At 70.2% G+C, this 23,165-nt stretch carries 25 protein-coding genes; 10 read left to right on the top strand and 15 right to left on the bottom strand.

What is annotated here, in order from left to right:
- Positions 1–51: 51 nt before the first annotated feature.
- The 8 genes from OHA19_RS09295 (at position 52) to OHA19_RS09260 (ending at position 7,659) form a co-directional block, all read left to right on the top strand.
- On the top strand, positions 52–1,023 hold the full coding sequence (locus OHA19_RS09295) for a carbohydrate ABC transporter permease (RefSeq protein WP_405717592.1): 972 nt from the start codon (positions 52–54) through the stop codon (positions 1,021–1,023).
- Positions 1,020–1,859, top strand: coding sequence for a carbohydrate ABC transporter permease (locus OHA19_RS09290; RefSeq protein WP_405717595.1), 840 nt, complete (start codon positions 1,020–1,022; stop codon positions 1,857–1,859). The genes OHA19_RS09295 and OHA19_RS09290 overlap by 4 nt, the downstream gene beginning before the upstream one ends.
- Positions 1,859–3,157 carry an ABC transporter substrate-binding protein gene (locus OHA19_RS09285; protein WP_405749875.1) on the top strand — a complete coding sequence of 433 codons (1,299 nt, stop codon included), beginning with the start codon at positions 1,859–1,861 and terminating at the stop codon, positions 3,155–3,157. Before OHA19_RS09290 ends, OHA19_RS09285 begins: the two co-directional genes overlap by 1 nt.
- Positions 3,158–3,693: 536 nt before the next feature.
- Entirely contained in the window at positions 3,694–3,774 is an 81-nt protein-coding gene (locus OHA19_RS09280) for a tryptorubin family RiPP precursor (protein ID WP_350985409.1), read from the top strand.
- A gap of 114 nt (positions 3,775–3,888) precedes the next feature.
- Positions 3,889–4,932 carry a cytochrome P450 gene (locus OHA19_RS09275; protein ID WP_405749873.1) on the top strand — a complete coding sequence of 348 codons (1,044 nt, stop codon included), beginning with the start codon at positions 3,889–3,891 and terminating at the stop codon, positions 4,930–4,932.
- A 402-nt stretch (positions 4,933–5,334) separates the two neighbouring features.
- Positions 5,335–6,537 carry a S8 family serine peptidase gene (locus OHA19_RS09270; RefSeq protein ID WP_405717603.1) on the top strand — a complete coding sequence of 401 codons (1,203 nt, stop codon included), beginning with the start codon at positions 5,335–5,337 and terminating at the stop codon, positions 6,535–6,537.
- 121 nt (positions 6,538–6,658) lie between these two features.
- Positions 6,659–7,264 (top strand): DUF1697 domain-containing protein, encoded by a 606-nt coding sequence (locus tag OHA19_RS09265; protein ID WP_405749872.1) that lies wholly within the window; start codon positions 6,659–6,661, stop codon positions 7,262–7,264.
- A complete protein-coding gene (locus OHA19_RS09260) occupies positions 7,261–7,659 on the top strand; it encodes a DUF4440 domain-containing protein (protein ID WP_405717608.1) in 399 nt (132 codons plus the stop codon). Before OHA19_RS09265 ends, OHA19_RS09260 begins: the two co-directional genes overlap by 4 nt.
- A 71-nt stretch (positions 7,660–7,730) precedes the next feature.
- On the opposite strand, the gene OHA19_RS09255 is transcribed toward OHA19_RS09260, so the two are convergent.
- The 3 genes from OHA19_RS09255 to OHA19_RS09245 all read right to left on the bottom strand — a co-directional run bounded on the left by OHA19_RS09255 (position 7,731) and on the right by OHA19_RS09245 (position 9,935).
- Complete coding sequence (locus OHA19_RS09255; protein WP_405721953.1) at positions 7,731–8,600, bottom strand: ABC transporter ATP-binding protein; 870 nt, start codon at positions 8,598–8,600, stop codon at positions 7,731–7,733.
- An 86-nt stretch (positions 8,601–8,686) separates the two neighbouring features.
- Positions 8,687–9,556, bottom strand: coding sequence for an aldo/keto reductase (locus OHA19_RS09250; protein ID WP_405717611.1), 870 nt, complete (start codon positions 9,554–9,556; stop codon positions 8,687–8,689).
- Positions 9,557–9,692: 136 nt separating this feature from the next.
- Positions 9,693–9,935 carry a hypothetical protein gene (locus OHA19_RS09245; RefSeq protein WP_405717613.1) on the bottom strand — a complete coding sequence of 81 codons (243 nt, stop codon included), beginning with the start codon at positions 9,933–9,935 and terminating at the stop codon, positions 9,693–9,695.
- A 1,418-nt stretch (positions 9,936–11,353) separates the two neighbouring features.
- Here OHA19_RS09245 and OHA19_RS09240 point away from each other — a divergent pair.
- Together OHA19_RS09240 and OHA19_RS09235 are read left to right on the top strand one after the other, a co-directional pair.
- On the top strand, positions 11,354–11,941 hold the full coding sequence (locus OHA19_RS09240; protein WP_405717616.1) for a TIGR03086 family metal-binding protein: 588 nt from the start codon (positions 11,354–11,356) through the stop codon (positions 11,939–11,941).
- 188 nt (positions 11,942–12,129) lie between these two features.
- Positions 12,130–12,735, top strand: coding sequence for a DsbA family protein (locus OHA19_RS09235; protein WP_405749870.1), 606 nt, complete (start codon positions 12,130–12,132; stop codon positions 12,733–12,735).
- A gap of 58 nt (positions 12,736–12,793) precedes the next feature.
- Here the strand turns inward: OHA19_RS09235 and OHA19_RS09230 are convergent, their stop codons facing one another.
- The 12 genes from OHA19_RS09230 to OHA19_RS09175 form a co-directional block, all read right to left on the bottom strand.
- Positions 12,794–13,558 carry a sirohydrochlorin chelatase gene (locus OHA19_RS09230; protein WP_405749869.1) on the bottom strand — a complete coding sequence of 255 codons (765 nt, stop codon included), beginning with the start codon at positions 13,556–13,558 and terminating at the stop codon, positions 12,794–12,796.
- Positions 13,559–13,566: 8 nt separating this feature from the next.
- Positions 13,567–14,457 carry an ABC transporter permease gene (locus OHA19_RS09225; RefSeq protein WP_405717624.1) on the bottom strand — a complete coding sequence of 297 codons (891 nt, stop codon included), beginning with the start codon at positions 14,455–14,457 and terminating at the stop codon, positions 13,567–13,569.
- Positions 14,444–15,235, bottom strand: a complete 792-nt coding sequence (locus OHA19_RS09220) for an ABC transporter ATP-binding protein (RefSeq protein WP_405717626.1) — start codon at positions 15,233–15,235, stop codon at positions 14,444–14,446. Before OHA19_RS09220 ends, OHA19_RS09225 begins: the two co-directional genes overlap by 14 nt.
- Positions 15,236–15,277: 42 nt before the next feature.
- Positions 15,278–16,393, bottom strand: a complete 1,116-nt coding sequence (locus OHA19_RS09215; RefSeq protein WP_405717629.1) for an aliphatic sulfonate ABC transporter substrate-binding protein — start codon at positions 16,391–16,393, stop codon at positions 15,278–15,280.
- A gap of 236 nt (positions 16,394–16,629) precedes the next feature.
- Positions 16,630–17,964, bottom strand: coding sequence for a sulfate adenylyltransferase subunit 1 (locus OHA19_RS09210; protein ID WP_405749868.1), 1,335 nt, complete (start codon positions 17,962–17,964; stop codon positions 16,630–16,632).
- Positions 17,965–18,900: a sulfate adenylyltransferase subunit CysD gene (gene cysD / locus OHA19_RS09205; protein WP_405717633.1), complete on the bottom strand. Its 936-nt coding sequence runs from the start codon at positions 18,898–18,900 to the stop codon at positions 17,965–17,967. It abuts the gene before it with no gap.
- Positions 18,897–19,442, bottom strand: coding sequence for an adenylyl-sulfate kinase (gene cysC, locus OHA19_RS09200; RefSeq protein WP_405717635.1), 546 nt, complete (start codon positions 19,440–19,442; stop codon positions 18,897–18,899). Before cysC ends, cysD begins: the two co-directional genes overlap by 4 nt.
- Positions 19,443–19,465: 23 nt before the next feature.
- Positions 19,466–20,167, bottom strand: a complete 702-nt coding sequence (locus tag OHA19_RS09195; protein WP_405717637.1) for a phosphoadenylyl-sulfate reductase — start codon at positions 20,165–20,167, stop codon at positions 19,466–19,468.
- Entirely contained in the window at positions 20,164–20,343 is a 180-nt protein-coding gene (locus OHA19_RS09190) for a hypothetical protein (protein ID WP_266687983.1), read from the bottom strand. Before OHA19_RS09190 ends, OHA19_RS09195 begins: the two co-directional genes overlap by 4 nt.
- Positions 20,340–22,037, bottom strand: coding sequence for a nitrite/sulfite reductase (locus tag OHA19_RS09185; RefSeq protein WP_405717641.1), 1,698 nt, complete (start codon positions 22,035–22,037; stop codon positions 20,340–20,342). The genes OHA19_RS09190 and OHA19_RS09185 overlap by 4 nt, the downstream gene beginning before the upstream one ends.
- 115 nt (positions 22,038–22,152) lie before the next feature.
- Positions 22,153–22,236, bottom strand: coding sequence for a putative leader peptide (locus OHA19_RS09180; protein ID WP_317864749.1), 84 nt, complete (start codon positions 22,234–22,236; stop codon positions 22,153–22,155).
- Positions 22,237–22,489: 253 nt separating this feature from the next.
- Positions 22,490–23,086 (bottom strand): GNAT family N-acetyltransferase, encoded by a 597-nt coding sequence (locus OHA19_RS09175; RefSeq protein WP_405717644.1) that lies wholly within the window; start codon positions 23,084–23,086, stop codon positions 22,490–22,492.
- Between the last annotated feature and the right edge of the window lie 79 nt (positions 23,087–23,165).

Below are 23,165 nucleotides of genomic sequence, written 5' to 3'. Positions count from 1 at the left end.
GCACGATGACGGAGGCCACCTGAGCGGCCAGAACGGTATGAATCCGATCGAATGACGCAAGGGGGCGGATTCGTGACATTGGCGAGTGCAACCGTACGTTCCGGGAGGCATGGCCCGCCCGGAGGCCCGCGGGACGGACGCTCCCGGCCGGTCAACCGGAGCGTCGGAACCTGGTTCCTGGTGCTGCCCGCGCTGATCCCGATCCTGGTCCTGAGCGTCGGCCCCCTGCTCTACGGCGTCGCGCTGGCCTTCACCGACGCCCAGTCCGGCCGCACCCGCTCCACCCAGTGGGTGGGCGCACTGAACTTCCAGGACCTGCTCCACGACACCCTCTTCTGGGACTCGTTCCGGATCGGTCTGGTCTGGGCGTTCGGTGTCACCGTCCCGCAGTTCGTCCTGGCCCTCGGCCTCGCCCTGCTGCTCAACCAGAACCTGCGGCTGCGCTGGCTGGCACGGGCCCTGGCGATCATTCCGTGGGCGATGCCCGAGGTGGTGGTGGGCCTCATGTGGCGGCTCGTCTACAACCCGGACGCGGGCATCCTCAACGAGACCATCCGCGACCTCGGCCTCGGCGACGGCCGGGACTGGCTCACCGGTCTCGCCACCGCCCTGCCCGCCGTGATCGTCGTGGGAGTCTGGTCCGGCATGCCCCAGACCACCGTCGCCCTGCTCGCCGGGCTGCAGAACACCCCGCACGAACTCCACGAGGCGGCCGCCCTGGACGGCGCCGGCGCCTGGCGACGCTTCCGTACCGTCACCTGGCCGGTGCTCAGGCCCGTCGCGCTCTCCATCACCGCGCTCAACTTCATCTGGAACTTCAACTCCTTCGCCCTGGTCTACGTACTGACCAACGGCGGACCCGGCGGCCGCACCCGGCTTCCGATGCTCTTCGCGTACGAAGAGGCCTTCCACTACGGACAGTTCGGGTACGCCGCGGCGATGGGCTGCGTGATGGTCGCGGTGATCTCCGTGATCCTCGCGGTGTATCTCGCCGGCCGGATCAGGGGAGGCGAGGACCGATGAGCCTGCGCACCGGCAGAGCGGCACGCGCCGGACAGTACGCCGCGCTCCTCGGCTACCTCGTCTTCCTGGCGTTCCCGTTCCTGTGGCTGATCTCGACCGCCTTCAAACCTCCCCGCGAGCTGGGCTCCCTGCACCCCACCTGGATCCCCGAGAACCCGACGCTCGACAACTTCCGCGCCGCGTTCGACGAACAGCCGCTGCTCCAGGCCGCCGCCAACTCGCTGATCGCCGCGCTCTGCGCCGCCTTCATCGCGGTCCTCGTCGCCACGCCCATGGCGTACGTGATGGCCCGCCGCCGTTCCAGGCTCTCGGCTGCGGCCACCGGCTGGGTCGTGATCAGCCAGGCGTTCCCGCTCGTCCTGCTGATCATTCCTCTCTTCCTGATCCTGAAGAACCTCCATCTGATCAACACCCTGTGGGGGCTGATCGTGGTGTACGTCGTCTGGGCGCTGCCCTTCGCGCTCTGGATGCTGGTCGGATACGTACGGGCCGTGCCCGCCGAGCTGGAGGAGGCCGCCGCGGTCGACGGAGCGGGCCGGCTGCGGACACTCGTCTCGGTCACCGCGCCACTGCTGGCCCCCGGCATCGTCGCCACCGCGCTCTTCGCCTTCATCACCGCGTGGAACGAGCTCTTCTTCGCGCTCGTCCTGCTCAAGACACCGGAGAAGCAGACCTTGCCGGTCGTACTGACCCACTTCATCGGTGCGGAGGGCGCCGCCGATCTCGGGCCGCTCGCCGCCGCCGCGTTCCTCGCCACCCTGCCCTCGCTGGTCATCTTCGCGATCATCCAGCGGCGGATCACGGGCGGCATGCTGGCCGGGGCGGTGAAGAGCTGATGCGGGCATCCCTGCGAAGGACGGCCGCCGCGGCGGCCACCGCACTGGCCCTGCTGCTCACCGGCTGCTCGGGGACGGACGACGGCGGGGGCGACAACGGGCGGATCGAGCTCACCTTCCAGTCGCTGGCCTGGCAGAAGGAGTCCGTCGATGCCAACAAGCAGCTGGTGAAGGAGTGGAACGAGGCCCATCCGGACATCCATGTCAGCTACGTCCAGGGCAGCTGGGACACCGTCCATGACCAGCTGCTCACCTCCTTCGAGGGCGACGAGGCACCGGACATCATCCACGACGCCTCCGACGACCTGGCCGACTTCGCCTACAGCGGCTACCTCGCGGACCTGCGCGGGCTCCTTCCCGGCCGGCTGACCGCAGACATCCCGCAGCAGAGCTGGTCCACCACCACCTTCGGCGACGGCGTCTACGGAGTGCCGTTCCTCCAGGAGCCCCGTGTCCTGATCGCCAACACCAAGATCCTCGCGGAGGCGGGGGTCCGTATCCCGACGCCCGAACGCCCCTGGACCTGGCCGGAGTTCCGGCGGGTCACGGCGGAGCTGACGGGCAAGGGGCGGTACGGCATCGCCTGGCCGCTCAAGGAACCGGTCTCCGTCACGCTGAACCTCGGGCTCTCGGGCGGCGGCCGGCTCTTCCACCGCGGCGCCGACGGCAAGGTCACCATCCGCGCGGGCGAAGGCGACCGGATCGTCCCCGGCACCATCCACGACCAGGTCAACACCGACCGCAGTGCCGCGCGCACCGCACTCGGCATGGGCGGATCCGACACCCTTCCCGGGTTCTTCGGCGGCAAGTACGCGATGGTTCCGCTGGGCTTCTCGTACCGCCAGCAGGTCGTCGAGCAGGCCCCCGAGGGCTTCGAGTGGACGGTCCTGCCGGCTCCCGCGGGCAGCGCGGGCCTCGCCCAGGGGGTCAGTCCGCAGACCCTGTCCGTCTCGGAGGCCAGCTCGCACAAGAGGGAGGCCGCGCAGTTCATCGACTTCATGCTGCGGCCGCCGAACATGGTGCGGCTGGCGAAGGGCGACTGGATGCTCCCGACCGGCACCGCGGCCCTCGCCGACCCGTCCCTGCACACCGACGAGAACGGCTGGGCGACAGGTGCGGCCGTCGCGAAGGCGCTCCGCCCGGCGCCCGCCCAGTCGGTGCGCGGCTACCCGGAGTGGAAGGACAAGGTCGCCACACCGGCCCTCCAGGAGTACTACAGCGGGGCCATCGGGGCGGACGAACTGAGGAAGCGTCTGGTGGACGACGGGAACCGGGTCCTGGCCCGCTATCAGCGCTGAGTCACCCCGAAGCCCTCCCCGTCGGCGCCCGCACGCTCGTGGGCCCCGGCAGGGAGGGCTTCGCGGTGCCGATCCAGTTTCATGGGCCAAGAAGTGCTCGCCCGGGCCGGCCTCCTATTACCGACCGGTACGTCTCTTTCGGTGAGGTAACCGAAAGTGTCCGGCAAATCGCTCGTGGATACCGGCCCCGATTCCCCGCATTCCCCGATGTCGGCGATTCAGACATTCAACGGCGTGAATCAGCCTCTTCAGGCCCTTGTGTCCGCGCGCCCGTGCCGGTATGGACTCCACGTCCTGCCTGGTGACGTGGTGTTCCGGTCGGTACCCCCACACCTGCCGGGGGATTGCCGAAAAACTGAACGCGTTGCCGCTTTCCGTGAAAAGAAGTCATTGACAACACCTTTCACGCTGGGCTTCACTCCTTTCGGCGGTGAGCGGCACTTAATTCCTGGCCCAGGGCGGGGTGTTGGTGTCGCGAGCGGCTCAAGTCATGCCCGCCGGAATGCAAATTCAGAGTAAAAGATGGAGGTGCTGTTATGAAGTTCCTTTTCTTGCTCAAGGACAAGATGACGCCGGAGAAGAGCCTGAAGGCGTACGCCTGGTACCACTGGTACTAGGCCGACAGGCGGTCCGTCGTTTCGAGGGACACGGTCAGTCGATTCGGGCCCGTGTCCGGCCAGGCCTCATCGGCCCGCCGGGCGCGGGCCCTTCCCGCTTCTTGGAGACCACCGATGTACATGTCCGGTACCGGCAGCCGCGCCCGGGAAGTCGTCTTCGCGCCGAGACTCCAGGCGCTCCTGCGAGACCACCGGGGCGAGGAGGTCTTCCGCCTCGACCCCGGCACCGTCGGAGTGGCCGGGGCCGAGCTGACCGACCGAATCCTCGCCGCCAGGCCGGCCACCGAGGACGAGCGGCCCACGTTCAAGCCCCTGCACGGGCGCTCCATCCCGCGCACCGAGGCGTCCACCGTCATGCAGGCCATCGGCCGGGACGTCCGGGCGGCGCTGAAGAAGCCCGTCGGGACGGTCGACCTTGCGGGCCAATGGCCGCACGTCGGCCACGTGTTCCTGCGCGATCTGGTCCTCACGGGCGACCCGTACCGGCTGCGCGTCCTCATGGACCGCGCGCTGGAGCTGACGCCCAAGCTCACCTGGACGGTCATCGCCGCCGGGGCGGCGCTGCCTGGCCGGCTCCGCCCCGGCGCACCCGTCTCCGCCATCGCCGGCCTGACCGCCGAGGCGGAGAACTACAGCGACCGCCGCTACGCGATGGGGCTCTACCGGCGGGCGGCGGCCCCGGTCTGCTTCACCGTCTCGACGCTCGTCGCCAACGCGCTCTGGCTCGGATCGCCCTTCGACGACGACACCTCGAACCAGAACATCCTGTACGAGGCCATGCGACTGCTGCCGCCCTCCTGGAACATCCTGCGGAAGGCGTCGCCGGAGTACCCGGCCCTCGATCCCAGGATCGGCGCGGCCGACGACATCCTGCTCCTGCCGCTGCTGAGCCACCGCGACCCCGCGCTCTGGGAGGACCCCGACGAGTTCCGCCCCGAGCGCTGGGACGGTCTCGACCCGGACGACCAGCCCGGCTACCTCCCGTTCGGGCATGCCTCCGAACGCTGTTGGGGCCGGCACATGGTGATGCCGCTCGCCGAGATGCTGCTCGACATGCTGCGCGGCGACGGTCTGACGGTGAGTCCGGAGCAGAGCGCGGCGAAGGTGCCGCTCGCCGGTCTCATGGGGGTCGCCGACGTCCGGATCGTCCGTCCCTGACCGGCCCCGACCGTAAAGGCCCGTAACGTCGGCCCACGTAACGCCGGCCCCGCAACACGGCCCCGAACTCAATTTGGTGATCACGTGAGGGCTCTGTGAACACGGGGGTGGAATCCGGCCGCCTCCCCGTCCGGCCGCACGGCCGGACGGGGTTCGTCTTCCCGGGTGCGAAGTGTGCCGGTCGGGCCGTAACCCCGGTGCGTGCGGCGGATGTTGGGGGGACGGTGCCCGACTTGGGGGTGACTGGCCGGTTTCTTATTACGAAACTTTGTTGAGTAAGTCACAGCCGCATGAAGGTCTTGATCTGGGCGCGTCAATCGGCGAGGGTTTCGAGCCAACCCCCGGAGATCTTCCGGCCGGGGGTCAATCCCCCCACAAAGAATGACGAGGAGACCCCTCTTCATGGCAATTCACAAGCGCGCACGCCGTATCAAGCTGACCGCAGCGATAACCGCGGTGGCCGCGGCCGCCGGAGTCACCCTGCTCAACTCCTCGCTCGCCGGCGCCACCCCCGCTCCCGCGATGGGCGTCGTCTACGGCGCCGACGCGGCGAACGCCGTCTCGGGCAGCTACATCGTCATGCTGAACGAGAAGGCCGACAAGGCCGAGCTCGCCAAGGAGTACGGCGGCAAGCTGAAGCGCAACTACAGCTCCGCCATCAACGGCTTCTCCGCCAGCGGCCTTTCGCTCACCGAGGCCAAGCGCCTGGCGGCCGACCCGGCCGTGTCCAAGGTCGTCCAGAACAAGAAGTTCCACATCGACGAGACCCAGGACAACCCGCCGTCCTGGGGCCTGGACCGGATCGACCAGACCGAGACGGCCGGCGACGACGCGTACACCTACCCGGACAGCGCGGGCGAGGGCGTCACCGCGTACGTCATCGACACCGGTGTCCGCACCACGCACAACGAGTTCGAGGGCCGGGCCAGCTCGGGCTACGACGCCGTGGACAACGACGACAGCGCCGACGACGGCAACGGCCACGGCACCCACGTGGCGGGAACCATCGCCGGCTCGACCTACGGCGTGGCCAAGAAGGCCAAGATCGTCGCCGTCCGGGTGCTCGACGACTCCGGCTCGGGCACCACCGAGCAGGTCGTCGCCGGCATCGACTGGGTCACCGAGAACCACGAGGGCCCCTCCGTCGCCAACATGAGCCTCGGCGGCGGCGCGGACGAGGCGCTCGACGCCGCGGTCCAGAAGGCCATCGCGTCCGGAGTCACCTTCGCGGTGGCCGCCGGAAACGAATCCGCCGACGCGAGCGAGAGCTCCCCGGCCCGTGTCCCGGAGGCCATCACGGTCGCCTCGTCCACGGTGGACGACGAGCAGTCGGACTTCTCCAACTACGGCTCGATCGTGGACATCTACGCACCGGGCTCGGACATCACCTCGTCCTGGAACGACAGCGACGACGGCTCCAACACCATCTCCGGTACGTCCATGGCGACCCCGCACGTCGTCGGTGCCGCCGCCGTCTACCTCGCCGGCCACCCGGACGCCACGCCGGAGGAGGTCGCCACCGCGCTGACCGAGGGAGCCACCCCCGACGCGATCTCCAACGCGACCGAGGGCACCCCCAACAAGCTGCTGAAGGTCGTCGAGTAACCGACCCCGCAGCCGTGACCGGGCGAAGGATGCCCGGCACAACGGAATCGGCGGCCGCCGCGCCCTCCCCCACGGGGCGCGGCGGCCGCTCCGTACGAAGAGACCGTCCTATGGTGTGCCCATGACGATGTACGCGGCGCTGTTGCGCGGGATCAATGTAAGCGGCCACAAGAGGGTCCCGATGGCCGAACTCCGCACGCTGCTCACCGGACTGGGACACGGCGACGTCCGGACCCATCTGCAGAGCGGCAACGCCGTCTTCAGCAGCGCGTCGGACGACGAGAACGCACTCGCCGCCGAACTGGAGCAGGCGATCGAGAAGCGGTTCGGCTTCCCCGTCCCCTGCCTGGTCCGGGACGGCGCCTACCTGGCGGCAGTTGCGGCGGTCTGCCCGTTCCCGGCCGCCGAACTCGAAGGCAGACAGCTCCACATCACGTACTACGACCAACCGGTCGACGCCGACCGCTTCGCCCGGATCGACCCGGCGGCCTTCCTCCCCGAGGCATTCGCCCTCGGCGACCGCGCGCTCTACCTCTACGCTCCCGACGGACTGGGCCGCTCGAAGCTCGCCGACGCGCTGTCCCGCGCCTCTGTCACCAAGGGGCTCGTCGCCACCTCGCGCAACTGGAACACCGTGGAAACGCTGGTGCGGATGACTGCACCCCCGGGGACGGCGCACGCCGGAACAGCAGACGGCAGACCCACACACGACGGAGCCCCGGCATGACCGAACCGTCCCCCGGCGTGGCCGCGGCGGTCGAGGGCGAGCTGCGCCTCCTGGATCCGGCCGTGCGCGCCTCCACCGAACTCCTCTTCCAGGTGCTGCACCCCGACTACCGAGAGATCGACGCGTGCGGCCGGGTCTGGGACCGCGACACCATGATCGCCTCACTCACGTCGGCGGAAGCCCCGCGCCCCGGCCAGATGACCGCGTTCCGGATGAACGGGGTCCAGCTCGCCCATGACCTCGTCCACCTCACGTACGACACCGAGACGAAGGGACGCCTCGCCCACCGCAGCTCGGTGTGGCGGCTGACCGGAGGAGGCTGGGGACTCTATTTCCACCAGGCGACACCGTTCGGCGACGCCGCGGGAACCGGCCCCGACGCGGTCAACGCCTAGCGCCTCTCGTTTGGATCATGCCGGGCTCGCGTGCCCCGGTGCCTGATCCGGCCCGATCCAAACGAAAGACCCTAGGCCGTGCGGGCCTGGGCCTTCTCGGCCCGGGGCCGGACGAAGCGCTGTGCCCGCGCCGCCCACCGGCCGTCCGTGCGGGAGATCTTCACCGGATGCCCGAAACAGTCGCTGACCCGGTCCGTGGTCAGTACCTCGTCCGCCGGTCCCGAGGCCAGACACCGGCCGCCCCGCAGCAGCAGCGCATGCGTGGTGGACGCGGGCAGCTCCTCCAGATGATGGGTGACCAGGACCGTCGCCAGTTCCGGATGTTCCTCGCGCAGCTCGTCCAGACTGTCGAGCAACTGCTCACGCGCGGCGAGATCCAGACCGGTGGCCGGCTCGTCGAGCAGCAGGAGCCGCGGCTGCGGCATCAGCGCGCGGGCGATGAGCGTACGGCCCCGCTCACCCTGCGACAGCGCAGGCCAGCGCGCCCCTGACTTGCCGCCCATGCCCAGCGTCCTCAGCAGCCGTTCCGCCCGGTCCCGCTGCTCCTCGCTCACCGACCGGCGCGGCACCGGCTGGACCGAGTTGGTCAGGCCGGTCAGCACCACCTCGTGCACCGACAGCGGGGAACGCAGCGGATGACGCGGATCGACATGCCCGAGCAGCGACCGCAGCTCCCGCAGATCGACCCGGCCGAGGGTGCGTCCCAGTACCTCCACCGAACCCCGGGTGGGGTGGTTGACCGCGCCGAGCAGCCCCAGCAGCGTGCTCTTGCCTGCACCGTTGGCACCGAGCAGCGCCCAGTGCTCACCGCTTCTCACGGTCAGCGAGACCGAGTCGAGCAGCGTGTTGCCCTCCCGTACGAGCGAGACACCGTCCGCCCGGATCACCGGGACGGCGCAGGCATCGGCACCCGTCCCGGGAGCAAGGGCGGGGGCGGGGATGTCGGAGACGTCGGGGCCCGCGACGGTGCCGGCCGTGGCGGTACGGGGTGCGGTGGTGCGAGGTGCGGTCACGTGCGGGTACTCCTTCATGCGGGTGCGAGCGCCTCCAGGCTGCTCAGGTCCTCGGCGGACAGCCGGATCTCCCGGGCCCCCAGGTTCTCCGCCAGATGGACGGTCGAACCGGTGCCCGGAGTCGGGCACAGCACGGGGGACCGGTGCAGCAGCCAGGCGAGGGCGATCTGCCCGCGGGTGGCACCGTGCCGATCGGCGATACCGGCGAGCGCTGCGGCGGCGTCGCCGGTCAGAGCGCCGTTGGCCAGCGGGAACCAGGGCAGGAAGGCCAGGCCGTGGGCCTCGCACACCTTCAGTACCGCGTCCGACGAACGGTCGAGGAGATTGAACCGGTTCTGCACCGAGGCGATCCCGGTCAGGGAGAGAGCCTGCTCCAGCTGGCCGGCGGTGAGGGTGTCCAGACCGATGTACCGGATCTTACCTTCCTGCCTCAGCGCATCCAGAGTGCCCAGCTGGTCGGCCATCGGCACTTCCGGGTCGAGCCGGTGCAGCTGATAGAGGTCGATCCGGTCGGTCCGCAGCCGTCGCAGACTGGCCTCGCACATCGCCCGCAACTCCTCCGGACGGCCCGCGACGTGCCAGGCGTCGTCGCTCGTGCGCACCACGCCGCCCTTGGTCGCGATCACCAGCTCGTCGCGGTACGGGTGGAGCGCCTCGGCGACGAGCTCCTCGGCCAGCCCCGGCCCGTAGTTGTCGGCGGTGTCGACGAGCGTGACGCCCTGCTCGACGGCCGCCCGCAACACGGCCACGGCATCCTTCCGCTCGCCGCGCGGACCCCAGTATCCGGGGCCGGTCAGCTGAGCGGTGCCGTAGCCGAGCCGGCGTACGGGCACCTCGCCGCCGAGCAGGAACGTCTCATCGAGTGGCCGTGGCATGGAAGGCATCCCGCAATCCTAGAACCTCGACTCGCGGTGACCGGCCGACCGGTCGGGCCGTCACCACCTCCGGAGCACGGCATACGGCAGCCGTCCGCCCGTATGCCGGGCCGACGGCAGCCGTCCGCCCGTATGCCGGGCCGCCTCAGGTGGTGATGGTGAGGATCGCCGAGCCGGTCTTCTGGTGCGCAGCGTTCTCCGCGTACACCCGGAAGTAGACCGTCCGGCCCGGGGCCGAGCGGAACGTGAACGAGTTGCCGGTCAGCAACGGCCCCGAGGCCCGTACGAAGCACGGCCCGTCGGCGGTCGAGGGCCCGCTGCAACCCCCCTCGCGATAGCCGGTCGTCACCGTGTCGCCCGGGTCCTTCGGATCCCAGCTGACGGTCACCAGCTCGGTGGCCGCGTCATAGCTGTACGCCAGGCCGGTCGGCGCCGGCGCCGCCGCGGCCCGCGCGATCCCGGCCGGCGCGGCAACCGCCGGGACGGCGAGAGCTCCCCCCCGCTGCCGCCAGCGCGATGGCTACCGCCGCTGTGCGGCAGGCGATCCGTACGCGGTCTCGCATGTTCCCTCCAGGATGCTGATCGATTCGACCGGCGGAACGGTACGAGCGTGACCGAATGCCGGGATGGCGGCCGGCGGTCGGCGGGATGGCGAACGGCTGAAGCCTTGCCGCACCGGCCGCTGCCCCCACCGCCTGTCGGCCGGGACGGTGCCGAGCGGCATCGAGGGCAGGCGCCGGTGCTCAGCAGGTGGTCTCCGCCCACGTGGCGTGCGGTCGGTGCGTCGTCGCCGCACGGCGGACGGGGTCCGTCAAGGTCGCGCGCGTCGAGCATCCCTAACGAGGGAAGTGTGCGCGCATAACTGCACTTCGCTGGTGTGTACGCACACGCCATCCCTACGGTCGTCCGTACTCAACTCACTGGTTGCGACAGGGGCGTACCCACGATGACGATGACGACGACCAAGGCGTACGAGGCCGACCCGCGCGGGCGGGCGCCGATCATCCGGCCGAGAGCCGGGACCGTCCCTGCGAAGACCTCGGATCCCTCGGGGACACTCCCGCCCTCTCCCTCGCGACCGGTGCTGGACCGAGCCGGCGCGGGTGCACCGCGCTCCTTCAGCGGCGCTTCCCGAACTCCGGAGTGCCGCCCGGCCGCCAACCTCGTAAGGGTCGGGGCGTACCGCCCGCGCTCCGGCAGGCAGACGATATCCGCGGTCGACAGCGTGACGGAACGTCTGCACTGCGTCTGTCTCTGCCACACCCATCCGCGAGAGAGGACGGCACCGTGAAGTGTGCCAAATGCGGCAACCAGATGAGTCAGAACGTCGGCGGCTGGTGGACGTGCTGGGGCTGCGGGAACACCCAACCGCCCGGGTACGTGGAGGTCGATGAACTGCCCCCGGTGTACTCGGAGGTCCGGCCGGTCACGAACCGGCCGGTACCGATGCGCCGCGTGTTCCTGCGATGTCGGCGTCGATGCCTGGACGTTCCATCAGGAACTGCTTGCCGAGTCGGAGGCCTACGAGAACGCGTTCTTCGAGCGCATGCGACAACGCATCCAGAACTTACGGTGGTTGGAACCGGCTCGGTGACGAACTCGCTGAGCGCACCCCCCGCTCACGGCCGCTGATCGCCCCGCCCGGGTGCGGGCGGGGCGGGCCCTGCGCCCGCCCCGCACCCGGGCCCGTCGGGCTCCGGGGCCGGGCGCGCACCGGAACACTCCTGGCCGGGCCGGACCGGGCCGGTGCGGGGTGTGTCGCTTTTCTTCAATCCGGGGGTGGGTGGCGGTCATAGTCTGGGCGGCATGAAGAACGAGCACGCGCACATGACCGAAGTCGCCGCCGAGGCGGCCCGTATCGCCCGATCCATCAGCGCCGAGCAGCTCGACGCGCCGAACACGCCCTGCGGTGACTGGGGTGTGCGCGGGCTCGTCAACCACTGGGTGCTGTACACCTCCCACGGCCTGGAGCACCGGGCCCTGCGCAAGGACCTCCCGGAAGAGCTCACCGCTCGCGACTTCACCGCCGACGCCGACTGGGCGCAGCAGTACGCGGAGCAACTGGACCGCGCCGTCGCGGCCTGGGCGGACCCGGCCGTCTGGGAGGGGGAGGTCGATCTCGGGGGATCGGCCTCCCCGGCCTCCGAGATCGCGGCGATGCTCATCGAGGAGACGGCCCTGCACGGGTGGGACGTGGCCCGTGCCGTCGGGGAGGAGTTCCGGCTCTCGGACGAGGCCGCCGCCTATGTGCTCGGCGTCGTCGACAGCACCGCCGCGCTCTACCGGCAGTACGACGGCTTCGCCGACGAGGTGACGCTGCCCGCGACGGCGTCGGTGTTCGAACGGGCGCTGGCCCACAGCGGACGGGACCCGCACTGGACAGGAGCCGCCTGAGCACGGGGCGGCCCAGAGAGTCGTTCACCGCCCGGGTCTCGGCGGTGTCGGTCTGCGCGGCTTGTGGGATCAGCTGCCGATGGTTCGCATCCGGGGATGGCAGAGAGCGGGCGTACCTCGAAGTGGCCCAGTCGATTGGGTTGTGAATGGCCCGAAGGGTGGTGCCAATGTCTCGTTAGGGTCGGGGCATGAACACAGCCGTCGACTTCTACTTCGACCCGGCATGCCCGTTCGCCTGGATCACCTCCCGCTGGATGCTGGAGGTGGAGCAGCAGCGCGACATCGATCTCCGCTTCCGCGTCATGAGTCTCCACCTGCACAACATCGGCAATGAACTCCCCGACTGGTACCGGGACCTGGTCGACAGATCGATCGGCCCGGTGCGGGTCGCGGTCGCCGCGGCGGAGGCCCACGGCGACGGCGTGCTCCGCGATCTCTACACCGCGATGGGCGTCCGCATCCACCGGCAGAAGAACGAGGACTTCGACGAGGTGATCGCCGAGTCCCTCGCGGAGCTCGGGCTGCCCGCCGCGCTTGCCGCCGCCGCGCACTCGGAGACGTACGACGAGGCGCTTCGGCAAAGCCATGACGCGGGCAAGGACCCGGAGGCGGACGCGTACGTCGGTACGCCCACGATCCATGTCGACGGGGCGGTGTGGTTCGGGCCCGTTCTGCGGGCGGCACCGCGCGGCGAGGAGGCCGGACGCGTCTTCGACAGCTTCCGGGTGCTGGCCGGGAGCCCGGATCTCTTCGAGCTCAAGCGGACCCGTACGGGGCAGCTGGACGTGGGGTGAGCGGGAGTCGCGTCAGGAGCGGTGGTGCGGGGCGGGCAGTGGTGCGCGGTGGTGTGCATCAGGCGGTGAGTGCCGCGGGGCGGGCCGCCTCGCGGCGGGCCTCGTCGTAGCGGGTCAGCAGGAGCCGGGCCAACTCCGGTGCGGGGCCCAGCACATCGGCCACTACGTCCGCGCCCACCGCCCCTGCGGCGATCCGGTCCGGGAGCCGGCCGGGGGCGATGACGTACGGTGCCACCGCCACCCGGCGCACGCCTTCGTCCCGCAGGGCCCGTACCGCGTCCTCGGTACGGGGGAAGCCCGCGGGAGATGTGGCGGAGGCGAACGCAGGCCGCACGGAACACCAACCGGTGTGCCGCAGCTCCCGCGCGATTTCAGCGATCACTGCGATCGCCTCCGGGTCTGTGGAGCCCGCCGAGGCCAGGACGAGCCCGGTCGAGCTTCGGTCACCGGGACGGATCCCGGCTTCGTGCAGCCGCCGTTCCAGCGCCGAGTCCAGCAACGGTGACGGGCCGAGCACCTCGGCCTGCCGGACCCGTAGCCGCGGCAGCCTGGCCCGGGCCTCGTGCAGCACCGTCGGAATGTCGGACTTGGCGTGGAAGGCCCGGGTGAGGAGGAGAGGGAGCGCGATGACTTCCTGCGCCCCCTGTACGGTCAGCCGCTCGAGGACCCTCGGCACCGACGGTGCGTTGAAGTCCAGGGAGCCCGTCTCCACGCGCAGACCCGGGCGCAGCGACCGTACCCGCGCGGTGAGCGCGTGGACGGTCGCCGCGTGCCGTGGGTCGCGGCTGCCGTGGGCGATGACGAGGAGCACCGGAGCGGTCATGGTCGCACTCAGCTCTTGACGAGGAGGCCGCGGCTGCGCAGTACCCACCGCTCCAGCGGACTGAAGATCAGCAGGTCGATCGCGATGCCGACGGTGAGGATCAGGATGATGGCGAGGAACACCATCGACATGCTGCTGGTCTCCCGGCCCTGTTCCAGCAACTGGCCCAGGCCCACCCCGAGATCGGGCGAGGAGGCGATGATCTCGGCGGCCATCAGCGAACGCCAGGAGAACGCCCACCCCTGCTTCAGGCCCGCCAGATAGCCGGGCAGCGCGGCCGGCAGCACGATGTGCCAGGTGCCGCGAAGACCGGTGGCGCCCAGCGTCCGCCCGGCCCGCAGGTGCAGCGGCGGGATCTGGTCGACGCCCGCGACCAGGCCGTTGGCGATCGACGGGACCGCGCCCAGCAGGATCACCGCGAACATCATCCTGTCGTTGAGGCCCAGCCAGATCACCGCGGGCGGCACCCACGCCACCGAAGGCAGCGACTGGAGCCCGGACAGCACCGGGCCGATCGCCGCGCGCACCAGCTTGACGCGCGACACCAGCAGTCCGAGCGGAGTGCCGATGACCAGCGCCAGCAGGAAGCCGAGCAGACCGCGCGAGACACTGGTCCAGATGAAGCCGAGCAGGGTGCCCTGCGCCCAGGCATCGGTCACCTCGCTCCAGACCAGGGACGGCGACGGCAGCTTGTAGTCGTCGGTGACCTTCGCCCATATCAGGATCTGCCAGACGACGAGCACCAGGGCCACGGCCACGACCGGCGGCAGCACCTTGCGCACCAGCACCTCGCGGACCGGGGTCCGGCGCACCCGCACCGCGTCGAGTGCGTCCAGCCCCGCCTCCAGGCCCGCCAGGTCCTGGGCGGTGTCCTTGGCGGCGGTCTCAGTGCTGGCCATGTCGGCGGATCTCCCCACGCAGTTCTTCGGTGATCTCTACGGACAGCTCGGCCACCGCGGTGTCCTCGATGCGGCGCGGCTGGTCGATGTCGACCGTCCACTCCCGGGCGATCCGGCCCGGCCGCGACGAGAGCAGGACGACCCGCTCGGCGAGCCGGACCGCCTCGCGCACGTTGTGCGTGACGAAGAGGACCGAGACGTTCGTCTCGCGCCAGATCCGGGTCAGCTCGTCGTGCAGCACATCCCGGGTGATGGCGTCTAGTGCGGCGAACGGCTCGTCCATCAGCAGCAGTTGACTGTCCTGGGCGAGCGCGCGGGCCATCGCCACCCGCTGCCGCATACCGCCCGAAAGCTCGTGCACCCGCTTCCCGTGCGCACCGCCGAGCCGCACGAGTTCGAGCAGCCGCTCCGCCTCGGCGCGGCGGTCGGACTTGGGTACGCCGCGCAGCCGCAGGGCGAGTTCGATGTTCTTGCCCGCGGTCAGCCACGGGAAAAGGGCGTGCTCCTGGAACATCAGGGCCGGCCGCCCGCCGGGAGTCTCGATGGACCCCGCGGTCGGACGGTCGAGTCCGGCGACCAGATTGAGCAGGGTCGACTTGCCGCATCCGGAGGCGCCCAGGAGGGTGACGAACTCTCCGGGAGCGACATCGAGTGTGATGTCGTCCAGGACGAGCTGCTGCCCCTCCGGTCCGCCGAAGGACTTCGAGACGTGGTCGATGCGGGCGGCGTGCCCGACCGCCGTGCGGTCCTCGGCCTTGGTGAGCGTGGTCGTCGCCATGGTCGTCACCTCCTGGGAATCCTGTTCGGGTGCCGGACGCGCTTACTTGACGCCGAGACCGGCGTCGGCGACCTCGGGCTTGCCCGCGGCCTTGAGGATCGTGTTCAGCGGCTTCAGGTCGTAGATGCCCTTCAGGTCCGGCTGCTCCAGCAGACCGGCCTTCACCGCGTGCTCGGCCTCGGCGTCGAGCGTGGCGGCCAGCGGGTCGTCGATGAACTGGACGGACTTCCACGCCGGGTCGAGGATCTCGGCCGGCAGTTCCTTGCCGCTCAGCTCCTTGAGCGCGGTGTTCGCGGAGGCCTTCGCCTTGTCCGGGTTGGCGTTGATCCAGGCGTTGGTGGCGACCGTGCCGCGCAGCACCGCCTCCACGACATCCGGGTGTTCGGCGAGGAACTTCTGCGACACGATGATGTTCGTGATCACGAACTTCTTGTCGGGCCACAGCGTCGACTCGTCGAGCAGTTCCTTCGCGCCCTGGGCGACCAGCTTGGAGGCGGTCGGCTCGGGCACCCAGGCACCGTCGATGGAACCCGAACGGTAGGCGTCCGGCGTCACCTTGTTGTCCGTACGGACCACGGAGACGTCGCCCTTGCCGCTGTTGGCGTCGACCTTCCAGCCCTTCTCGGAGATCCAGTTGAGGAAGGCCACGTCCTGGGTGTTGCCGAGCTGCGGGGTGGCGATCTTCTTGCCCTTGAGGTCGTCCAGGGTCTTGATCTTCTTCGGGTCGACGACCAGCTTCACCCCGCCGGACGCCGAACCGCCGATGATCCGCAGGCTCTTGCCCTTGGACTTGGTGAAGCCGTTGATGGCGGGGGAGGGGCCGATGAAGCCGATGTCGATCGAGCCCGCGTTGAGCGCCTCGATCTCGGACGGACCGGCGTTGAACGTGGACGGCTTGACCGCGGTGGAGCCGAGCTCCTTGGCGATGATGCCCTCCTGGATACCGACCAGGGCCGTGGCGTGGGTGAGGTTCGGGAAGTAGCCGATCTTCACGGTGTCCGTGGAGAGCTTCTTGCCGCCGGTCGGGGCGTCCGCCGCCTTGACGTCGTCCTGTTTCGCCTCGGAGCCGTAGCCGCAGGCGGTGAGCGCGAGGGCGAGCAGCGGCAGGGCGGCGACGGCGGCGAGGGCGCGGCGCGGAGTGGTACGGGGGGCAGGCACGGGAGGTTTTCCTCTCGTTGGCCCGGTGCCCGCGTCCCCTGGATGCTTACGGGGACGCGGCCGGGAGGTCGGCAGGTCTTCGTCTGAACTGGCGGTGCGGGTGGTGCGGGTGGGCGCGCAGGCAGTGCGCGTACGTCATCGCGCACATCGCGCGACCCCGCCCTGCCCGCTGCCGAGGGCACCGCTGCCGATGCGGCCGCCCTCCTTCGCGAACGTGGAGAAGATGTCGATGGTCATCAGAAGTCCCACTCGGCGTCGTCCGCGGCCGCCGCACCGGGCTCGGCCACGGCGGCGAACGAGGCGCCCGCCATGCCGGCCGACAGCGTGGTGCCGTCCGCCGGGTCGATCAGCAGGAACGATCCGGTGCGCCGGGAGTCCGCGTACGCGTCGAGCGCGAGCGGCTCCGCGGTACGGACGACGACCCGGCCGATGTCGTTGGCGACGAGCTGTCCGGGCGCCGGGTGCTGGGACAGGTCGTCGAGCGTCAGGCGCGAGGGGATGTCCTTGACGATCGCCTTGACCGTGCGGGTGGTGTGCTTGAGCAGCACCCGCTGGCCCACGGCGAGCGGCTGGTCGGCGACGTGGCAGACGGTCGCCTCGACGTCCTGGGTGACCGCCGGAGCGTCGTCGGCCGGTGCGATCAGGTCGCCGCGCGAGATGTCGATGTCGTCGGCCAGCCGGATGGTCACCGACTGGGGCGCCCAGGCGATGTCCACGCTCTCGCCGAGCGCGTCGATCCCGGCGATCGTCGACGTATGGCCGGACGGCAGGACGGTGACGGCCTCGCCCACCCGGAACGCGCCGGCGGCGATCTGGCCCGCGTAGCCCCGGTAGTCGGGGTGCTCCGCGGTCTGCGGCCGGATCACGTACTGGACCGGGAAGCGGGCGTGGCAGGCGGTGAGGTCGTGGCTGACCGGCACCGTCTCCAGGTGTTCCAGGACCGTCGGCCCGCCGTACCAGTCCATGTGCGCGGACGGCTCCACGACGTTGTCACCGGCCAGCGCGGAGATCGGGATCGCAGTGATCTCCGGGACGCCCAGCGAGGCGGCGTACGCGGTGAACTCCTCGGCGATCGCGGCGAACACCGGCTCCGCGTAGTCGACCAGGTCCATCTTGTTGACGGCCAGCACCACATGGGGCACCCGCAGCAGCGCCGCGACGGCGGCATGGCGGCGGGTCTGCTCGACGACCCCGTTGCGGGCGTCGACCAGCACGACGGCCAGCTCGGCCGTCGAGGCGCCGGTCACCATGTTCCGGGTGTACTGAACGTGGCCCGGGGTGTCGGCCAGGATGAACCGGCGGCGCGGCGTCGCGAAGTAGCGGTAGGCGACGTCGATGGTGATGCCCTGCTCGCGCTCGGCCCGCAGCCCGTCGGTCAGCAGCGCCAGGTCGGGCGCCTCCTGGCCCCGGCTGCGCGAGGCGTGCTCGACGGCCTCCAACTGGTCGGTGAGGACCGACTTGGAGTCGTGCAGCAGACGTCCCACGAGGGTGGACTTGCCGTCGTCGACGGACCCCGCGGTGGCGAACCGCAGCAGGGTGGTGGTCGACAACTGCTCGGCTGTGCTGGTCATTTAGAAGTACCCCTCGCGCTTACGGTCTTCCATCGCGGCCTCGGACATCTTGTCGTCGGCACGCGTCGCGCCCCGCTCGGTGAGCCGGGAGGCGGCGATCTCGGTGATCACGTCGTCCAGCGTCGTGGCGTCCGAGTCGACGGCGCCGGTGCACGACATGTCGCCGACCGTGCGGTAGCGCACCTGCCGGGTCTCGACGCTCTCGTGGTCCTTGGGACCGCCCCAGTCGCCGGCGGTCAGCCACATTCCGTTGCGGTTGAAGACCTCGCGCTCGTGGGCGAAGTAGATCTGCGGGAGCTCGATGGACTCGCGGGCGATGTACTGCCAGACGTCCAGCTCGGTCCAGTTGGAGATCGGGAAGACCCGGACGTGCTCACCGGGGGCGTGCCGGCCGTTGTACAGCTGCCACAGCTCGGGGCGCTGGCGGCGCGGGTCCCACTGGGAGAACTCGTCGCGCAGCGAGAAGACCCGCTCCTTGGCGCGCGCCTTCTCCTCGTCGCGGCGCCCGCCGCCGAACACGGCGTCGAAGCGGTGCTGCTGGATCGCCTCGGTCAACGGCACGGTCTGCAGCGGATTGCGGGTGCCGTCCGGGCGCTCGCGGAGCTTCCCGGCGTCGATGTACTCCTGCACGGAGGCGACATGGAGCCGCAGCCCGTGCCGGGCCACCGTGCGGTCGCGGTACTCCAGAACCTCGGGGAAGTTGTGCCCGGTGTCCACGTGCAGCAGGGTGAACGGCACCGGCGCGGGCGCGAACGCCTTGAGCGCCAGATGCAGCATCACGATGGAGTCCTTGCCGCCGGAGAACAGGATCACCGGCCGCTCGAACTCGCCCGCCACCTCGCGGAAGATGTGCACGGCCTCGGACTCCAGGGAGTCCAGATGGCTGAGTGCGTACGGATTGCCGGTGCCCTCCGACACGGTCGCGACGGTCGTCATGCCGCACCCCTCTCGCTCAGCAGCGCGTACAGCTCCGCCGCGGACTCCTGCACGGTCTGTTGGTGCGACTCGATCCGCAGGTCCGGCGACTCGGGTGCCTCGTACGGGTCGTCGACCCCGGTGAGGCCGCTGATCTCGCCCGCCGCCTGCTTGGCGTACAGACCCTTCACATCGCGTTCGGAGCACACCTCGACCGGGGTCGCGACATGCACCTCCAGGTACGCGGTGCCCTCGGTCTGGTGCCGCCCCCGCACCGCGTCCCGGCTGTCCGCGTACGGGGCGATGACCGGGACAAGCACCTTCACGCCATTGGCCGCCAGCAGCTCGGCGACGAAGCCGATCCGCTGGACGTTGGTGTGGCGGTCCTCGCGGGAGAAGCCGAGACCCGCGGAGAGGAACTCCCGGATCTCGTCCCCGTCGAGCACCTCCACGCGGTGGCCCTCGCCGCGCAGCCGCCCGGCGAGTTCGTACGCGATGGTGGTCTTGCCCGCGCTCGGCAGACCGGTCAGCCAGATGGTGGCTCCCGTCTCCGTCACGCTCATCGAAGTCTCCTGATCAGTCGTCATCAGTCGTGCAGCCCGCACTCGGTCTTGCCGCGGCCGGCCCAGCGTCCGGCGCGGGCGTCCTCGCCCTCCAGCACCCGGCGGGTGCAGGGGGCGCAGCCCACGGAGGCGTAACCGTCCATCAGCAGTGGGTTGGTGAGTACGCCGTGCTCCGCGACGTACGCGTCGACGTCGTCCTGCGTCCAGCGGGCGATCGGCGAGACCTTCACCTTCCGCCGCTTCGCATCCCAGCCGACAACCGGGGTGTTCGCCCGGGTGGGGGACTCGTCGCGGCGCAGCCCGGTCGCCCAGGCCGTGTACCCGGTCAGGCCCTCCTGGAGCGGCTTGACCTTGCGCAGCGCGCAGCACAGGTCGGGGTCCCGGTCGTGCAGCTTCGGCCCGTACTCGGCGTCCTGCTCGGCCACCGTCTGCCGGGGGGTCAGCGTGATGACGTTGACGTCCATCACCGCCTCGACCGCGTCCCGGGTGCCGATCGTCTCCGGGAAGTGGTAGCCGGTGTCGAGGAAGACCACGTCGACGCCGGGGAAGACCCGCGAGGCGAGATGCGCGACGACCGCGTCCTCCATGGAAGAGGTGACGCAGAACTTCCCGCCGAAGGTGTCGGCGGCCCACTGCAGGATCTCCGCCGCGGAGGCGTCCTCCAGCTCCCGGCCCGCCCGCGCGGCCAGGGTCTCAAGGTCTTCGGTCCGCAGAGTCTCCGTCATGTCCCGTCCCCTTCAACGTCGTTGCGCTGCAGTCCCCGGGTCAGCAGACCCAGGAACTTGAGCTGGAACGCGCGGTTGCAGGAGGCGCATTCCCAGGCGCCGTGGCCGCTCTCGTGCGGGCGCAGGTCCTCGTCCCCGCAGTACGGGCAGTAGAACGGTGCGGCGCGCTCGCTCATGACAGCGACTCCGCACCGGCCCGCGCCGCCCAGGTCGCGAACCGCTCGCCGTCCTCGCGCTCCTCCAGGTAGTGGCCCAGGACCCGCTCGACGTAGTCGGGCAGCTCGGCCGAAGTGACCTTCAGGCCACGGACCTTGCGGCCGAACCCGGCCTCCAGGCCGAGTGCGCCGCCCAGGTGCACCTGATAGCCCTCGACCTGGTTGCCGTCGTCGTCCAGGACCAGCTGGCCCTTGAGCCCGATGTCGGCGGTCTGGATGCGGGCGCACGCGTTGGGGCAGCCGTTGATGTTGATGGTGAGCGGCTCGTCGAAGTCCGGGAGGCGGGCCTCCAGTTCGTCGATCAGCGCGGCACCGCGCGCCTTCGTCTCGACGATCGCCAGCTTGCAGAACTCGATGCCGGTGCAGGCCATCGTGCCGCGCCGGAACGGCGAGGGCCGCACCTGGAAGTCGAGCGCCTCCAGCCCGGCGACCAGGGAGTCCACCTGGTCCTGCGCCACGTCGAGGATGATCATCTTCTGCTCGACGGTGGTCCGCAGCCGATCCGAGCCGTGCGCGGCGGCCAGGTCGGCGATCTTGGCCAGCGTGGAGCCGTCCACCCGGCCGACCCGGGGCGCGAAACCGACGTAGAAGCGGCCGTCCTGCTGCTGGTGCACGCCCACGTGGTCGCGCCAGCGGCTGCTGGGCTGCTCGGGCGCGGGGCCGTCGGCCAGCGGACGCTTCAGGTACTCGTCCTCCAGCACCTGGCGGAACTTCGCCGGGCCCCAGTCGGCCATCAGGAACTTCAGCCGGGCGCGGTTGCGCAGCCGCCGGTACCCGTAGTCGCGGAAGATGCCGACGACTCCGGCCCAGACGTCGGGAACCTCGTCGAGCGGCACCCACGCGCCCAGCCGCTCGGCGAGCCGCGGGTTGGTGGAGAGCCCGCCACCGACCCAGACGTCGAAGCCCGGACCGTGCTCGGGGTGGACCACACCGACGAACGCGACGTCGTTGATCTCGTGGACCACGTCCTGCACGGGCGAGCCGGAGATCGCGGTCTTGAACTTGCGCGGCAGGTTGGAGAATTCCTTGTTGCCGATGTACCGGTCGTGGATCTCGTCGACGGCGGGCGTGCCGTCGACGATCTCGTCGGCGGCGATGCCGGCCACGGGGGAGCCGATGATCACGCGGGGGCAGTCGCCGCACGCCTCGGTGGTGGAGAGCCCGACGGCCTCCAGCTTCTCCCAGATCGCCGGGACGTCCTCGATGCGGATCCAGTGCAGCTGGATGTTCTGCCGGTCGGTGATGTCCGCGGTGCCGCGCGCGTACTCCTGGGAGATCTCGCCGATCACCCGCAGCTGTGCGGTGGTCAGCCGGCCGCCGTCGATCCGGACCCGCAGCATGAAGTACTTGTCGTCCAGCTCCTCCGGCTCCAGGACCGCGGTCTTGCCGCCGTCGATCCCGGGCTTGCGCTGGGTGTAGAGACCCCACCAGCGCATCCGGCCGCGGAGATCGTTGGGGTCGATCGAGTCGAAACCGCGCTTGGCGTAGATCGTCTCAATGCGTGTCCGCACATTGAGACCGTCATCGTCCTTCTTGAACTGCTCATTGCCGTTGAGCGGAGTGTGGTGCCCCACGGCCCACTGGCCTTCGCCACGGTGGCGTCCGGCCTTGCGGCGGGGCGTGGTGGTCGCAGGCTGTTCCGGGGTAGCGGCCATGACAGTACGTCCTTCGGGACTGCAGGAGGGCGGCTCTGAACTGCACACTCGCGCTGAGGCGCGGCGGTGCGCAGGGTTTGCAGAGAAAAAGGGGATCGCGGCGGTGCTGGGACTCTCAGCTCGCCGGACAGATGGCGCTGGACACGCGGCCGAGGTCGACGTGGCGTCGACTCACCAAGGCAATTCCAGTTCCAGGCATGACGGAAGCGTGGCACGCGAATCTCGGGCCAGTCCACCACTATCCAAGATGTGGACGAGAGTGTCCCGCTATGTGAGATGCCGTGGTGCTCGTCACGGAATGTGTCCTGGTCTGCCCGTCCGTAATGGCCGCAATCCCCCTGTCTGTCGCCGCAATCCCCGTCCGTCGTCGCAATCCCCGTCTGTCGCCGGAAGGCGCCGGTGGAAGCGGCAGTGCGGTCCTCCTGCCGCACTGCCGCCCGGATCCCTCGTGTCTACCGCCCGGACCCCGGCCACGGTCCGGGCGTCTCCACCTCCGGCTCCAGCTCCACCTTCGTGCCGAAGAGCCGGAAGCCGCGCCGCAGATAGTTGTCCATGGCGTGCGGGCCGTCCTTGGAGCAGGTGTGCAGCCACACCCGCTTCGTCGGCGTCCGCTCCGGCCAACGCTCCGCCAGGTCCCAGGCGCGGGCGACCCCGTACGAGAGCAGATGACCGCCGATGCGGCGCCCCCGGAAGGCCGGAATCAGCCCGAAGTACATGATCTCGACCGCGCCCTCGTCCTGGGGGTCCAGCTCCAGGTAACCCGCCGGGGTGCCGTTCTCGTACGCCACCCAGGTCTCGACGCCGGGCCGGTCCAGGGTCTCCTGCCACTGCGCGTACGTCATGCCGAGCCGGTCGGTCCACCGGATGTCGCCGCCGACCGCCGTGTAGAGGAACCGGCTGAACTCGGGAAGCGGAATCTCCGACCGCACGATCCGCACGTCGCCCTCCGGGGCCGCGGCGGGTCGCAGATCGTCGGCGGAGGTCTGTTCCAGGGACCAGATGGTCACTTCGGTGGTGGCTGCGGCAGTGCTGCGTGCGGGGTTGCTCATGGCTGCCAGGGAACCACGCCCCGCCGCCGGCGCCAAAGCCGGTCCCGACCCATGGACAGGGGGCCGCCGACGGAGCGGG

Origin of the sequence: Streptomyces sp. NBC_00012, assembly GCF_045040875.1 — a bacterium.
GTDB lineage: Bacteria > Actinomycetota > Actinomycetes > Streptomycetales > Streptomycetaceae > Streptomyces.
Note: the sequence above shows the minus strand (reverse complement) of the source record. Positions and strands in the feature narration are given on the sequence as shown.